A 13,862-nucleotide genomic window follows, 5' to 3' on the forward strand; every position below is an offset into this window, starting at 1 on the left:
GGGATGGGCTGGGGGTGCTCAACCATGCCATAGCTCCCCCGCTGCCCGAGGCCAAAGACCCGCGGGGATGCGACCGCCCCCTCGCGCGCAGCCCTACCGCAGCGCGCTCGACCCCGAGAGCCGCGCGCTCACCCCTACAAGCCCTGCAACACCTTGCGCAGCTCGGCCTCGTCCTCGGCGAAGGCGAGCAGGCGGTCGCCGGCGTCGAGGCGCTGGCTCAGGGGCGGGTTCACGCTCAGCCGGCGGCTGAGCTCGGCCTGGGGCGAGCTCCCGTCGAGGTCGGCGGCGGCGTAGGCCTGGCCCGCGCCGCCCCCGTGGGCGTGGTAGAGGCCGATGGGCACGATGCCCGAGCGCGACTTGGCGCTGAACAGCAAGCGCCGGAGCTCTCGCCAGGTCTTGCCGTGGACGCTCGCCGGCAGGGGCAGGGTGTAGAGCTCGGAGTGCTCGTCGCGGAAGGTGACGATGTCGTTGAACACGTCGCCGAACTGCGGGTCGAGGCAGGCGTTGGCGAGCCACGCGTCGGCGTGCTCGCGGGCCGGGACGGGCATCAGCCAGCGCTCGAAGGGGTCGTAGAGCCCGTCGGCGTCGTCGTCTCCCGCTTCGACCAGGGTCACCGGGACCTGGGCGCCGCCCTCGACCGCGTCGCCGGCGATGGTCGGAGATTGCACGCTCGGGGCCAGGCCCAGCTGGGCGCGCTTCATGGTCTCGGTCCGGGCCTGGGGGTCGAGGCGCACGCAGGCGTGGTGCACGGCTCGAGCGACGCGCAGGGGGTGGTAGCTGCCCTGGAGCACGAGCACGCGGGCGGCCCGGGGCAGGCGCAGCTCGACGAGGTCCTCGGGCACCTCGGGGTTGAGCTCGTAGAGGGTCAGGCCGCGGACGCGCCGGAGCTGGGCGCGGACGCGGGCGGGCAGGGCCTCGGAGATGACCACGTGGATCGAGCGCTGGCGCCGGGGCCCTGGGCTGCGCAGCACCCGGATCAGCTGGAGCATCTCCTCGCGGAAGTTGAGGATCACGATGTGATTGCGGGTGCGCCGAAACAGGCGCATCTGGTCCCGCGACAGGATCGAGGTCAGCGCCGCCGTGAACCACGCCAGCAGGCCCAAGCCGGCGACCGTCGCCGCCACGCCGATCACCCGGGCCTGCGAGGTCTTGAGCGACTCGCTGTCGAAGTTGCCCGTGGCGAACATGTTCATCTCCCAAAAGGAGTCGTTGAGCGTGCGCACCCGGGCGTTGCTGTCGTGCTCGATGTTCCAGACCGCGAGCGTGGCCAGGCCGACGATGAGCAGGAAGCCGACGAAGGGCACGAGGGGGTTGGACAGCTGGCCCTCGAGGTTGCCCGAGAGCTGGTTGCCGATCAGCCCGCGCCGGCGCAGGTAGCTGCGCAGCATGGCGCCCAGGCCCAGGGCGAGGGCCAGGCCCACGGCGATCAGGCTCCACTCGATCAGGTAGCCGCGCCGCTCGGCCCACTGCGCGCCGGCGTGCAGGGGCACGGGCTCGCGCTCGGCGAAGCCGCGGAAGCGGACGTCGATGGCCACGCGCTCGCTGGGGTGCTGCTCGAGCCAGCGCAGGCCGTCGATGAGCTGCCCGGCCTGCTCGGAGCTGAGGGCGTCGACGGCCTCACCGCCTGACTCCGGCGGACGCCGGGCGGTCAGGACCACGGTGCTCACGCACACCGTGGGCACGCCGAAGTTCTGTCCGGGGTAGGCGTTGGCGTCGATCTGGCACACGCGGTAGTAGGGGAAGCCGTCGATCAGCCGCTCGATGATGCTGTCGGGCAGGGCGTTGAGCCCCGCGCTGCCCGTGGCCAGCAGCCCCTCGATCTTGCGGCTGCCGACCTTGGTGGTGCGCAGCATCACCAGCAGCTCGCCCCGGCGCATGACCGCCATGGACGAGGCGTTGCTGATGTCGAGGGCGTTGACGTCGTCGAGGGTCAACCCGGCGGCGCCGAGGATGACCTTGGAGGTCTCCATGCTGCCCGAGCCGCGCTGGCCCAGGAAGACGGGGTGCTCGCCGAGGGCCGAGAAGTCCTCGAGGCGGACGGGGCGGTGGACGATGAGGTGGGCCGCGGCGTCGTCGATGGCCGCGATCAGCTGCAGCTCGACGCCCGCGAGCTCGCTGGCGTGAGCCCACACATCCACCCGCTGTCGCGGCTCTCGTCGTCTGCTCGACCCCCGTGCGCGCGGCCGCGTTGGCGGCGTGTAGGCCTCGGCCGCGACGGCGTACTGGACCAGGGCGGCGTCGAGCTCCCCGCGGGCGAGCTTGCGGACGTTGTCGCAAGAGCCCCCGGTGGTCCGCACGTCCAGGCGAAAGTCGGCGTCGACGTGGTCGAGGGCCTCGGCGATGGCCCTGGCGGTGACCGTGAACGCGCCGGCCTCGCTGCTGCCGCCGAAGCGGATCGTGCCGGGCTCGCGGGCGCGGGCCTCGATGTCGCGCTGCTCGGCGCCGGGGTGCAGGGGCACGGGGGTGCGCTCGGCGAAGTCCTGCCAGCGCAGCGGCCCGACCTCGCCGGCTTTCTCGAGCCCCTCGAGGCCCTCGATGAGGGTCAGCGCGTCCGCGGTGGTGAGCGCGTCCGCGCCCTTGCGCCGCGCCGTCAACACCACGGTGCTCACGCACACGGTGGCCACGTCGGCGCTCTGCCCGGGGTAGCTGCGCGCCGGGATGGTGCACACGCGGTAGTAGGGGAAGCCGTCGCTGAGCCGCTCGATGACGCTGTCGGGGAGGGGGTTGAGGGCGGCCATGCCCGTGCCGAGCAGGGCCTCGACGGAGCGGGTCCCGACCTTGGTGGTGCGCAGCAGCAAGAGCAGCTCGCCCTCGGCCATGGCGGTCATCGCCGCCCCGTTCTTCATGTCGAGGGCGTTGACGTCGTCGAGGCTCAGGCCGGCGGCGCCGAGCAGGATCTTGGAGGTCTCCATGCTGCCCGAGCCGTGCTGGCCGACGAAGATCGGGCGCTCGCCCAGGCTGGTCAGCGCGTCGAGGCGGACGGGCCGGCGCAGCAGCAGGTGGGCGGCGGACTCCTCGACGGCCGCGATGAGCTGCAGCTCGACGCCCGCGAGCTCCTCGGGCCGCAGGCCGCACATCCACCCGCTCGCCTGGGCGCTGGTTTCGGCCTCATCCCCGCGCGCTTCCAGGGTGCGCGCGGCGGCGAAGGCTTCGGCGGCGACGTCGTACTTGACCAGGGCGGCGTCGAGCTCCCCGCGGGCGAGCTTGCGGACGTTGTCGCAGGATCCGGCGGTGGTCTGGACGTCGAGCTCGAGGGTGCCGTCGAGCTCGGCGTCGAGGGCCCTGGCGGTGGTCGTGAACCGCCCGCTCTCGCTGCCCGCGCCAAAGCGCAGGGGCTCGCCCGCGCGCGCGGGCGCGGCGAGCAGCAGGGCGACGAGCAGGACCGCGAGGGCCGGGAGCAGGCGCAGGCGAGCGATCACGGGCGGGTCCTGGGGCTGGGGGCGGGCGCGCTGACCAGGGCGACGAGGCCGAGGACGTCGCGCAGGGGGGTGCTCGGGCCGGGGTTGATGTGCACGCCGCTGCCCTCGATGCCCGGGCCGAGCTCGGGCGGGCGCGCGACCCCGATGATCGTCATCGGCTGCCCGAGCTCGTCGAGCTCGAGCTCGAGGGCGGCCTCGGCGAAGCTGCCCTGGCGCAGGGCCTCGGGCACGGCGATGGTCTGGATGCGCTGGCGCCCGCGCAGCAGGCCGAGGATGAACTGAAACACGCCCAGGTCGATGCATGCCTGGCCGAGCAGGGCCGCGCGCAGGTGCCCCGAGTAGAACACCGTGGCCACGCCCAGGCCGACGAACTCGAAGGCCGCCTCGGGGTCCTCGACCTCGACGAGGACGTTGGGCACGGCTCCCTCGCAGGCCCGGCGCAGCGCCGCGCAGGTCCGCCGGGAGATCGAGTCGGGCTCGCTCTCGTCGAGGTGGGGCAAGACGATGACCGCCCGGGCCTGGGCGACGTTCAGGCGGACCCGCATCCACTCGACGAGCTCCGCGAAGCTCGAGCGCATGGGCACGGCGAGGCGGCGGCGCTCGAGGGCGCCGGGCGGGACGGCCGGCAGGGCTTCGCCTTCGCCCTCGCCGCGCTCGGACACCACGCAGGTGATGCGCTCGACGCCCGCGGGCTGCAGCGCGCGATCGAGGGCGTCGAGCAGGCCCGCGTTGGACGGGGCCCAGTTGATGATGACGACGCCGGGGCCATCACCCGGCGGGGCCTCGGGAGCGCTGGATGGATCGACCACTCACCCGCGAGCGTGCCGAGCCCGCTCGCGGGGTGTCAAGGACTACCGGGGACGATCAGGGGATGGACTAGTCAACTACCAGGGGACCTCGTCGACGCAGGCCACGGGGACCCAGGGCGCCGCGAGGTTGTTGCAGTTGTGGGGCAGGTCGCCGATCAGCGTCGCGTGGCCGTCCTCGGGGTTGAGGGCGTACAGGCGCGAGGAGCCGCCGGCGTTGGTGCAGAAGTAGAGCTCCTCGGTCTGCGGGTGCCACTCGATCCCCACGGAGTCGATGGGCGTGTCGATGAGCGCCAGGGGCGTGGCCACGCCGGTGATCGGGTCGACGTCGTAGACCGAGTTGCTCAGATCGTTGATGGCGTAGAGGCCGGAGATGGGCGTCGCCCAGGTCGTGCCCGAGTAGTGGAAGTCCTCGCCGAGGGGCCCGACCTCCGTGCCCGCGCCGGTCATCGTGCTCAAGGTGATCAGCACGTCCGCGCTCGTGCTCACACCGTAGAGGGACTGGAGCTCGATGCCGTTGGCCGTGATCCCGGGGATCGAGCCGAAGTTGGTCGGGCCCACGGTCTCCCACTCGCAGGTGCAGGGGTCGATGATGTCGAGGGTCTGGTTGGAGTTGTTCGAGCCGTAGAGCACGCCGTCGAGGCCGAAGGTGCTCGAGGGGTAGCCCGCGTTGGTGTCCATGGTGCACAGCGCGACGGTCGAGGCGTCGGCGAGGTTGATCTTGAGCAGCTGCTTGGTCTGGTTGTTGACGCTCAGCAGCCACGGCTCGACGGGCTCGCCGGTCGTGCTCTCGTCGGTGTCGCCGTCGCCGGTTGTGTCGGTGTCGCCGTCGCCGGTTGTGTCGGTGTCGCCGTCGCCGGTGGTGTCGGTGTCACCGTCGCCGGTGGTGTCGGTGTCCGTTCCAGTCGAGGTGTCGGTGTCCGTTCCAGTCGAGGTGTCGGTGTCCGTTCCAGTCGAGGTGTCGGTGTCCGTCCCCGTCCCGGAGTCCGTATCGGTGTCGGTCGTCCCGTTGGTCGTCGAGGCCTCCGTGCCCACGTCGTCCTCGGCCTCGTCCGAAGCGCCGTCAGCCTCGTCCGCCGTCCCGCCGTTGTCCGCCGCGTCTCCGCCGCTGTCCGTGCCGCCGTCGTCGCTGCAGCCCAGGAACAGCAGAGCCGCCACGGGCACCGCCCAACGCATCTCGCATCGCATTGCCATCCAGTGAATTCAGCATGAGCCGAACTACCAAATCAACAGCGCTGTCGTATTTTTCGTCCAGGAACGTGGAAACTGGCGAAGCTGCCGCAGAGCTTCGCCATCAGCGTTTTGGAGCCTCGTTCACGGGACGACGGGCAGTGCTCGGGGATGGGGCAGGCACTCGCTAACGAGCGCTTGTGTGGCGTCGACCCAGCTCGGGTGGGCGTTGAGGGAGGGGATCAGCCGAAGCTCTTTTCCGCCCGCCGCCTTGAAGTCCTCGACGGCCCGCATGCCGATCTCCTCGAGGGTCTCGAGGCAGTCGGCGACGAAGGCCGGGCAGTAGACCGCGAGCTTCTCGACCCCGGACTTGGCGAGCTCGACGAGGACCTCGTCGGTGTAGGGGCGGATCCACGGCGTGCGGCCGAGGCGGGACTGGAAGCTCACCGACCACTGCAGCCCCGCTTTGAAGTCCGTGTCTCCGCTGCCGTCGCCCTCGCCGAGCTCGAGGGTGTCGGCGAGCAGGCGCGCGGTCTCGTAGCACTGGGCCCGGTAGCAGTTGCGGTTGCCGGCGTGGATCGACGCGCAGCACTGCGGCTTGGGCAGGCACTGGCCCGGATCGGCGCTGCGGATCACCTGGCGCTCGGGCAAGCCATGAAAGGAGAACAGCACGTGGTCCGGCTGGAAGTCGTCGAGCACCGGGCGGCCGACGGCGGCGAAGGCCTCGATGAAGGCCGGGTGATCGTAAAAGGCCGGCACGATGGTCACGTAGGGCGTGTTCCACAGCTTGCCGGCCTCGGCGTAGATCTTCTCCACGGCCGAGCCCGTCGAGCTCGAGGCGTAGTGGGGGAAGAGCGGGAAGGCCACGATGCGGTCGCAGCCCTGGGCGCGCAGGCGCTCGAGGCCCGAGGCGATCGAGGGGTTGCCGTAGCGCATCGCCAGCTCGATGGGGTGCTCGTCGATGCGCGCGCGCAGGGCCTCGGTCAGCGCCTGGCCGTGGACCAGCAGGGGGGAGCCGGCCTCGGTCCACACCTCGCGGTACGCCGCCGCGCTCTTGGCTGGGCGCGTGGGCAAGATGATCAGGTTGAGCAGCAGCCACCGGGCGACGGGGTTGATGTCGATGACCCGGGGATCCGACAAGAACTCCCGGAGGTAGCGGCGCACCGGCCCGGCCTCGGGGGCGTCGGGGGTGCCGAGGTTGACCAGGAGGATGCCCGTGCGGTGGAGTTCGGCGGTCAAGGCCGGGCAACTTTGGCCCGCGTGAGCGGCGGCTGCAAGCCGCGGACCTCCCTGCACGCCCTGCCTACTCGCAGAGAACCGTGTTACACCGGGGCATGGCGACTCTCGCGGGAAAGACCCTGTTCATCACTGGCGCGAGCCGAGGCATCGGCAAGGCCATCGCTCTGCGCGCGGCCCGGGACGGGGCCAAGGTCGTGATCGCGGCCAAGACCGCCGAGCCCCACCCCAAGCTCGAGGGCACGATCTTCACCGCGGCCAAGGAGATCGAGGAGGCCGGCGGCGAGGCCCTGCCCGTGGTCGTCGACGTGCGCTCCGAGGACGCCGTCAAGGCGGCGGTGGCCAAGGGCGTCGAGGCCTTCGGCGGCCTCGACATCCTGATCAACAACGCCTCGGCGATCATGCTCACCGGGACCCTGGCCACGCCCATGAAGCGCTTTGACCTGATGCACCAGGTCAACGCCCGCGGGACCTACCTGTGCTCCCAGGCCTGCCTGCCCCACCTGCTGAAGGCCGAGAACCCGCACATCCTCAACATCTCGCCGCCGCTGAACATGAACCCGCGGTGGTTTCGGGACCACGTCGCCTACACCATGGCCAAGTACGGCATGAGCATGTGCGTGCTCGGCATGGCCGAGGAGTTCAAGCGCAAGGGCGTGGGCGTCAACGCCCTGTGGCCGCGGACCTCCATCGCCACCGCGGCCGTCAAGAACCTGCTCGGCGGCGACGCCATGATGCAGCGCTCGCGGACCACCGACATCATGTCGGACGCGGCCCACATCATCCTCACGCGGGCGGCCAAGGGCTGCACCGGCAATTTTTTCCTCGACGACGAGGTGCTGGCCGCCGAGGGCATCACCGACCTCGATCGCTACGCCGTCGACCCCTCGCAGAAGCTGATCATCGACTTCTTCCTCGACGAGGCCGACGCGGCCAACGGCGCGGACTCGCCGGTCTGAGCCCATGGCTACCATCCTGATCGTCGGAGCCAACCGCGGCATCGGCCTCGAGCTCGCGCGCCTCGCCAGCGCTCGGGGGGACGAGGTCATCGCCGCTTGTCGCAAGCCGTCCGCGGCCCTCGAGGCCCTCGGCGTGCGCATCGAGGCGGGCGTCGAGGTCGACTCGAGCGAGAGCGTCGCGGCGCTCTCCGATCGCCTCGGGGAGCTCGAGCTCGACGTGCTGCTGCACAACGCCGGGATCCTCCGGCGCACGACCCTCGGGGAGCTCGACTTTGACAGCATCCGCGAGCAGTTCGAGGTCAACGCCATGGGGCCGCTGCGCGTGGTCGAGGGGCTGCTCGGGCACCTGCGCGAGGGGTCGAAGGTAGCGATCGTGACCAGCCGGATGGGCTCGTTGGCGGACAACACCTCGGGCGGGAGCTACGGCTATCGGATGTCGAAGGCGGCGGTGAACATGGCGGCGGTGTCTCTGAGCCACGACTTGCGTGGGCGGGGGATCGCGGTCGGGTTGTTGCACCCGGGGTGGGTGAAGACCGACATGACCGGCGGGACGGGGCACATCGACGCGGAGACCTCGGCTCGGGGGTTGCTGGCGCGGGTGGATGGGCTGAACCTCGAGCGCTCGGGGGGCTTTTGGCATCAAGACGGGTCCGAGCTGCCCTGGTAGAGGCCGGACCCCGAGCGCCCTCGGGCCACCTCGCGGCGGCCTTCCATTAACCAGTGCCGGCGAAGTCGGTGGTTTTGACACGCCCGAACAAATTTCTGGCGTGACGTTGCGAAGCGGGCCGGCTCGCCTGCGGCGTTGAACGCCGCGGGCGTCGTGCAATACTGCTGACATGAATGTGTCGCTGGAGTTCGCAGGTAATCGATCTATGGGCATTCATTTCCCATATGAGCGGCTGTTTACACGTCGTCACATTCGACTAGACATTGAGCTGCGGCGGCTACCCTCGCTCTTTTACAATTACGCCGAAGATACGCTCTATCACCACAGCGCGCTCGGGGATGTGTTCGAGCGCCGCCTGGGCGCGCGGACCCTCTACCTGTGCCACCCCCGCTTGGTCGAGCAGGTCCTCGTCCACCGGGCGGGGCAGTTCAGGAAGGGGCGGGGCTACGAGGCGGTCCGCGGCGTCCTGGGCGAGGGGGTGTTCGCGAGCAACGGCGAGACCTGGTCCCGCCAGCGCCGCCTGCTCGACCCCGAGTTCTCGACCGCGCGGCTCGAGTCCCAGCTGCCCGCCCTCCACGAGGAGCTGGACGGCCTGACCGCGCGCTGGTGGGGGACGGCGATGTGCAACGTCCCCCTGCCCCTGGAGCGGGCCGTGGGCGAGTTCAGCCTCCGGCTGCTGGGCGCCACGATGCTCCAGTCCTCGGTCGGAGACAGCTTCGAGCTCATCGCCCGCTGCATGCGCGCGAGCCTGGAGCAGAGCACGAGGCGGCTGCTGAGCGGCGGGCTGCTCCAGCCGTGGATGCCGACGCCCGGGAACATCCGCGCGCGCAGGGCCGAGCGCCAGATGAGCGGGGCGATCGATCAGCTCATCGCGGAGGCGCGCACGCGGCCGGAGGCCCAGCCTGAGCCCGGCGGCGGCCGAGCTCAGCGCCCCGACAGCCAGGGTCGTTGCCCCTTTGGCTTTGATCGCGCGGGCAGCCCCGAGCCCGCCGCCGACGAGGGACGGCGGGGCCTCCTCGAGGCGATGCTGACGGAGCCCGACCCGCGCACGGGCGAGGCCATGAGCGACTCGCAGCTCCAGGCGCTGTGCCGCTCGCTGATGTTCGCGGGGCACGGGACGATCGCCCTGACGATCACGTGGGCGCTGATGTGCGCGCTCGAAGACCCCGCGGTCGAGGCGAAGATCGTGGCCGAGGTCCGCCGGGTGCTGGCCGGCCGCCTTCCCACCCTCGAAGACATCTCCAGGCTGGTCTACACGCGCCAGGTCATCCTCGAGACCCTGCGGCTGTTTCCGCCGATCCCGGCGGTCTCTCGCGAGGCGCGGGTCTCCGGCCGTGTCCTCGGCGTGGACGTCCGCGAGGGCGAGATGGTCACGATCCCCGTCTACGTGCTCCATCGCCATCGCCAGTTCTGGCGAGACCCCGAGCGCTTCGACCCCGAGCGCTGGGGCCCCGAGCGACCAGCGCCTGACCCCTTCGCGTACATGCCCTTTTTGCGCGGCGAACGCTCCTGCCCCGCGGACTCGCTGGCGATCCTCACCTCGGTCGCGTGCCTTGCGACGATCATCGATCGCTTCGAGCTGCGCAGGCTCGCGGCCGGCCCCCTTCGCGCGCGCGCGCGAATCTGTCTGCATCCCGACCCTTCTCCGCGGGTGCAGGTGTACCCCCGATCACGCTAGCGCCGCGTGTCCGAAGACCGCGCTGGGTCTGGACCGGCACTGGAACCCGAATGGCTGCGTCGCCGCTCCTGGCGGTGGGGTCGGACGGACCTTCGGACATAGGGGATTGGCGAGGCGATGACAGCAATGGAACAGGCAATGGAACAGGCAGTGGAACAGGCAATGGAACAGGCAATGGAACAGGCAATGGACTTCGACGATCGGACCGTCTTGCTGGTTGAGGACGACCGGAGCACGGCCACGTGGCTGCGGGCGACGCTCGAGAGCCGAGGGGCCACGGTCCTGTGGGCGAGATCCGTGGAGCAAGCGCGCGCCGAGGCTGCGCGGCACCGCCCCCAGCTCGCGCTCCTCGACGTCAGCGGGCTCGAGCTCGTCGTCGAGCTGCGCACGAGCGACGAGCCGTGCGCTGTGGTGGTGATGTCGGGCTCGCCAGGCTCCGCGCTGCCTCGGGCCGCGTCCGGGCTCGGGGTCGCGGAATTCTTGGACAAGCCGATCGGGCTCGAGCAGCTGGAGCGAGCCGTGCGTCTCGCGGATGAGCGCGCCGCGGTGCTGCGGCGGATCCTCGCCGCGCACGAGGGCGAGGTGGTCCAGGCGGAGATCGTCGCGTCGGTCGAGCGTCGGCTGGCGAAGGCGATGGACGAGGCGTCGGCCCAGACCTCGACCTCGTCGAGCCTGCGCATGGGGCTGTTGGCCTCGGAGTTCGGGCTGAGCGCCCGCCAGGCGCAGGCCATCGCGGGTGTCGCCGAGGGCCTGACCGACGCCGACATCGCCTCGGCGCTCAAGGTCTCCTACAGCCGCACGCGCCAGCTGCTCTCGGGGGCCTTCTCGAAGCTCGGCCTGCGGTCGCGCAACGAGTTCATCCGCTTCTTGTGGGAGCGCTCCCCGGTCGCCTCTAGCTGAGCGGGTTAGTCCCGCGTGCTCCCGCGCTCGAGGTGCTCGAGCAGCCAGTGCCGCCGCAGCGGCGCGAGCTCGTCGGCGTCGCTCTCGGGGATGGCGAAGCGCCAGCGCTGGTGCGGGTTGTCGACGGGCGCGAGCTCGAGCTCGACCAGGCGCTCGCGCCGAAACACGCTCAGTCGCACGGGCCCGTCGTCGCCAGCCTCGGCCAGGCGTGTGTTCGCCTCGTCGACGCTGCGGACCCGGGTGCCGGCGACGGCGATGGGCTCGTCGCCGAGCATGAGCCCCGCGCCGGCGGCCGGAGAGTCGGGCGCGACCAGCCGCACGCTGCTCCCCCCGCTCATCCCGGTCCACGGCGCGTCGCTCAGCTTCGAGGCGGTCACGTCAAAGCCGGCCTCAGCGACGAGCGCCGGGAGGGGCAGCTCCTCGGTCCCGAACACGTAGCGCTCGAAGAAGGGCCGCATGTCCTCGCCTGCTTCGGCCGAGGCCGCCGCGACGATGTCGTCGACGGTGATCGCCACCGTCTGGGTCTTGGGATCCCGGCGCGCCCACAGCCGGCGGAACAGGCCCTTGATGGAGCCCTCGCGGCCGCGCTCGCGGGCGCGCAGGCGCAGGGTCAGGTCCAGGCACACGCCGATGAGGTTGCCCTTTTCGTAGTAGCTGATGGCGGTCTCGGCGTAGTTCGCGGAGGGCTTGTAGCTCTTGATCCACGCGTCCCGCGACAGCTGGGCGATGGGCGTGTAGTTGCGCCCGGGCTTGCGCCGGTAGCTGGTCCAGGCCGTGCCCAGCTCGTCGAGGTAGCGCCGGGGCGAGATCAGGCCCGCACGCAGCATGGCCCGGGCCTCCATGGTCTCGGTGAAGCCCTCGTGGAACCACAGCAGCTCCGTGTAGTTCTCCCGGCTGTAGTCGAAGGGCCCGAGGACTTCGTCGTGGATGCGCTTGACGTTCCACAGGTGGAAGAACTCGTGGGCGATCAGCCGCTGGACCCGCTCGTAGCCGCGCTCGCTGTCGAAGATCCACGGGCGGACGATCATCGCGGTGCTGTCGAAGTGCTCGAGGCCGCCGCCGCCCGCGGGGTCGGCGACGAGCAGGAACACGTAGCGGTCGAAGGGCAGGCCGTTGAGGGTGCGGGCGAAGGCGCGGACGACCTGCTCGGCGTCCTGGGCCATGCGCGCGAGCTCGCCGTTGCTGCCGGCCGGGGCCGCGAACACGAACTCGAGCTGGGAGCCGGCGACCTCGAAGCGGGCGACCTGGGCGACCTCGGGGGCGGCGAGCAGGATCGGGCTGTCGGCGAGCTCGTCGAAGTCGACGGCGGTGTAGCGAGTCTGGGTCTGGGCTGAGGCCGCGTCGAGGGGCGTGTGCACGCTCCAGTCGGCGGGGGGCTGGACGGCGACGGTCGCGGGGCGCTCGGTCGCGCCAGGTTCGTAGACGAACACGCTGGTCCCGTTGAGCAGGGCGAAGCGATCGTCGACGTAGGAGGTGCGCACGCTCAGCTCGTCGGCGAACACGCGGTAGGACACGGTGAACGCGGCGCCCTCGTTGTCGACGACCCAGGTCTGCTTGTCCGTGCGCTGGACCGGGAGCGGGCGATCGCCCTCGACGCTGCGCGCCTCGAAGTCGTAGACGTGGCGGCCGAAGTCGCGGACGAGGTAGGAGCCCGGGGCCCACGCGGCCATGGCCAGGGTGGTCTGCTCGCCCGGGGCCTCGTCGAGGCGGGCGCGCACGTGGGCGTAGCGGGTCGCGGGCGCGGGCAGCTCGAGGGCGTAGGCGATGGCCGAGCGCCCGTGCTTTTGCTTGCGGGGGCGCTTGGCCTCGGCGACGCCGGGCAGCAGGGTGAGGGCCAGGAGCGCGAGGGCGGGGGCGAGGGCGGCGAGCGAGGCCCAAAAAAGGCGCGCCCGCCAGCCGAGGGCTGGGGGCGCGCAGGGGGGGACGGGACCGGGGGGAGCCGAAGGCGAGGCGGAGGGGGAGGCTCGGTGCGCGGCGCGGACCATGGCGCCGACAGTAGCGTCCCCCGCCGGGGCTCACCAGATGGCGAGCAGGAAGTCCATGAACGAGGCCTCGGCGTCGTCGCCCTCCTCGGGGTGGTACTCCGCGCGACCGCCGAGCTTGCCCGACATCGCGGGGAGCTGGGCCTCCTCGTCGTAGCTGAAGCGCAGGGCGAGCTCGGCCTCGAACAGGTCGGGGTCCGCGGGCTCGACGGAGGCGATGGCCAGGCCGCCGGTCAGCGCGTCGAGGTCGAGGGGCTGGACGATCATGCCGTCGCCGAGGCTCTCGTCGCCGGGGTCGATCTCGGCGAAGATCACCGCGTCGAACTTCTCTTGGAGCAGGTCGTCGTCGGTCACGACGTAGAGCTCCACGTCGGCCTCGAGGCGCTCGCGGCAGTCGAGCTCGGCCCCGGCCTCGATCGCGGCCTCGTTGGGCTCGGACACGATGTAGCGCAGCTCGCCCTCGGCGTACTCGACGGCCAGGGCCATCTGGGCCTCCTCGGCCGGCGGCTGGATGTCGACCTTGAGCTCGCCGTCCTGAGGCATGTAGGCGACGGTCGCCATGTAGGGGTGGGCGAAGCGCTCGATCAGCAGGCCGCCCGCGTAGCCCTCGGGGCTCGCCGCCTCCGGCCCGGCCAGGACGAAGGCCGTGTCCTCGCAGGCGGGCACGCTCTCTTCGCCGGCCTCCTCGCCCTCTTCCTCACCCTCTTCTTCGGCCTCCTCTTCGCCGGCCTCTTCGGTGCCGACCTCCTCCTCGGCGCCGGGGTCATCATCGTCGGTGCAGGCGACGGTGAGCGAGGACAGCGAGGCGAGGACGAGCGCGGAAATGAAAGCGTTGCGACGGGGGAGCTTGGGAAGCGAAAGCATGCTCGAAGCATGAGCACGGCTCTTCGGCGGCGCCACGATGACAAATTTGCCCGGACCGCAGATTCTCGATGCAGCGCCGATATCCGCGGGCCCTGGGGAACTTCGCCACGGATGTCAGAGGGCTGGTGGCACGATTGTCATGGTCACAGCGCGGCGCTCCCAGGAACGCGCACGTCGACGC

General features: G+C 71.2%; 10 protein-coding genes. 4 read left to right on the forward strand and 6 right to left on the reverse strand.

Features of this window, described 5'->3' with window-relative positions:
• Window positions 1-134 precede the first annotated feature (134 nt).
• The 4 genes from PPSIR1_RS03575 to hemH form a co-directional block, all read right to left on the reverse strand.
• On the reverse strand, window positions 135-3,419 hold the full coding sequence (locus PPSIR1_RS03575) for a TAXI family TRAP transporter solute-binding subunit (RefSeq protein ID WP_006969618.1): 3,285 nt from the start codon (window positions 3,417-3,419) through the stop codon (window positions 135-137).
• Complete coding sequence (locus PPSIR1_RS03580) at window positions 3,416-4,228, reverse strand: hypothetical protein (protein WP_006969619.1); 813 nt, start codon at window positions 4,226-4,228, stop codon at window positions 3,416-3,418. Before PPSIR1_RS03580 ends, PPSIR1_RS03575 begins: the two co-directional genes overlap by 4 nt.
• A gap of 75 nt (window positions 4,229-4,303) precedes the next feature.
• Window positions 4,304-5,389: a hypothetical protein gene (locus PPSIR1_RS41720; protein WP_157595164.1), complete on the reverse strand. Its 1,086-nt coding sequence runs from the start codon at window positions 5,387-5,389 to the stop codon at window positions 4,304-4,306.
• A gap of 150 nt (window positions 5,390-5,539) precedes the next feature.
• Window positions 5,540-6,634 carry a ferrochelatase gene (gene hemH, locus PPSIR1_RS03590; RefSeq protein WP_006969621.1) on the reverse strand — a complete coding sequence of 365 codons (1,095 nt, stop codon included), beginning with the start codon at window positions 6,632-6,634 and terminating at the stop codon, window positions 5,540-5,542.
• A 95-nt stretch (window positions 6,635-6,729) separates the two neighbouring features.
• Here hemH and PPSIR1_RS03595 point away from each other — a divergent pair, with 95 nt between their 5' ends.
• From PPSIR1_RS03595 to PPSIR1_RS41725, 4 genes are all read left to right on the forward strand, one after another.
• Window positions 6,730-7,590, forward strand: a complete 861-nt coding sequence (locus PPSIR1_RS03595) for an SDR family oxidoreductase (RefSeq protein WP_006969622.1) — start codon at window positions 6,730-6,732, stop codon at window positions 7,588-7,590.
• A gap of 4 nt (window positions 7,591-7,594) precedes the next feature.
• Window positions 7,595-8,257, forward strand: coding sequence for an SDR family oxidoreductase (locus tag PPSIR1_RS03600; RefSeq protein WP_006969623.1), 663 nt, complete (start codon window positions 7,595-7,597; stop codon window positions 8,255-8,257).
• Between the two features lie 268 nt (window positions 8,258-8,525).
• Window positions 8,526-9,935 (forward strand): cytochrome P450, encoded by a 1,410-nt coding sequence (locus PPSIR1_RS03605; RefSeq protein ID WP_269744682.1) that lies wholly within the window; start codon window positions 8,526-8,528, stop codon window positions 9,933-9,935.
• A gap of 126 nt (window positions 9,936-10,061) precedes the next feature.
• A complete protein-coding gene (locus tag PPSIR1_RS41725) occupies window positions 10,062-10,835 on the forward strand; it encodes a response regulator (protein WP_232296426.1) in 774 nt (257 codons plus the stop codon).
• 5 nt (window positions 10,836-10,840) lie between these two features.
• Here the strand turns inward: PPSIR1_RS41725 and PPSIR1_RS03615 are convergent, their stop codons facing one another.
• Together PPSIR1_RS03615 and PPSIR1_RS03620 are read right to left on the reverse strand one after the other, a co-directional pair.
• Complete coding sequence (locus tag PPSIR1_RS03615; protein WP_006969626.1) at window positions 10,841-12,820, reverse strand: M61 family metallopeptidase; 1,980 nt, start codon at window positions 12,818-12,820, stop codon at window positions 10,841-10,843.
• Between the two features lie 30 nt (window positions 12,821-12,850).
• Window positions 12,851-13,681 carry a hypothetical protein gene (locus PPSIR1_RS03620; protein ID WP_006969627.1) on the reverse strand — a complete coding sequence of 277 codons (831 nt, stop codon included), beginning with the start codon at window positions 13,679-13,681 and terminating at the stop codon, window positions 12,851-12,853.
• Window positions 13,682-13,862: the final 181 nt, after the last annotated feature.

It is taken from the genome of Plesiocystis pacifica SIR-1 (genome assembly GCF_000170895.1).
Taxonomy (GTDB): Bacteria; Myxococcota_A; Polyangia; order Nannocystales; family Nannocystaceae; genus Plesiocystis; species Plesiocystis pacifica.

Excerpts from the sequence above, each read along its gene's own strand:
- PPSIR1_RS03600 (WP_006969623.1), top strand. The coding sequence starts at position 7,595 with ATGGCTACCATCCTGATCGTCGGAGCCAACCGCGGCATCGGCCTCGAG.
- PPSIR1_RS03595 (WP_006969622.1), top strand. The coding sequence starts at position 6,730 with ATGGCGACTCTCGCGGGAAAGACCCTGTTCATCACTGGCGCGAGCCGA.
- PPSIR1_RS03620 (WP_006969627.1), bottom strand. The coding sequence starts at position 13,681 with ATGCTTTCGCTTCCCAAGCTCCCCCGTCGCAACGCTTTCATTTCCGCG.
- PPSIR1_RS41725 (WP_232296426.1), top strand. The coding sequence starts at position 10,062 with ATGGAACAGGCAATGGAACAGGCAGTGGAACAGGCAATGGAACAGGCA.
- PPSIR1_RS03615 (WP_006969626.1), bottom strand. The coding sequence starts at position 12,820 with ATGGTCCGCGCCGCGCACCGAGCCTCCCCCTCCGCCTCGCCTTCGGCT.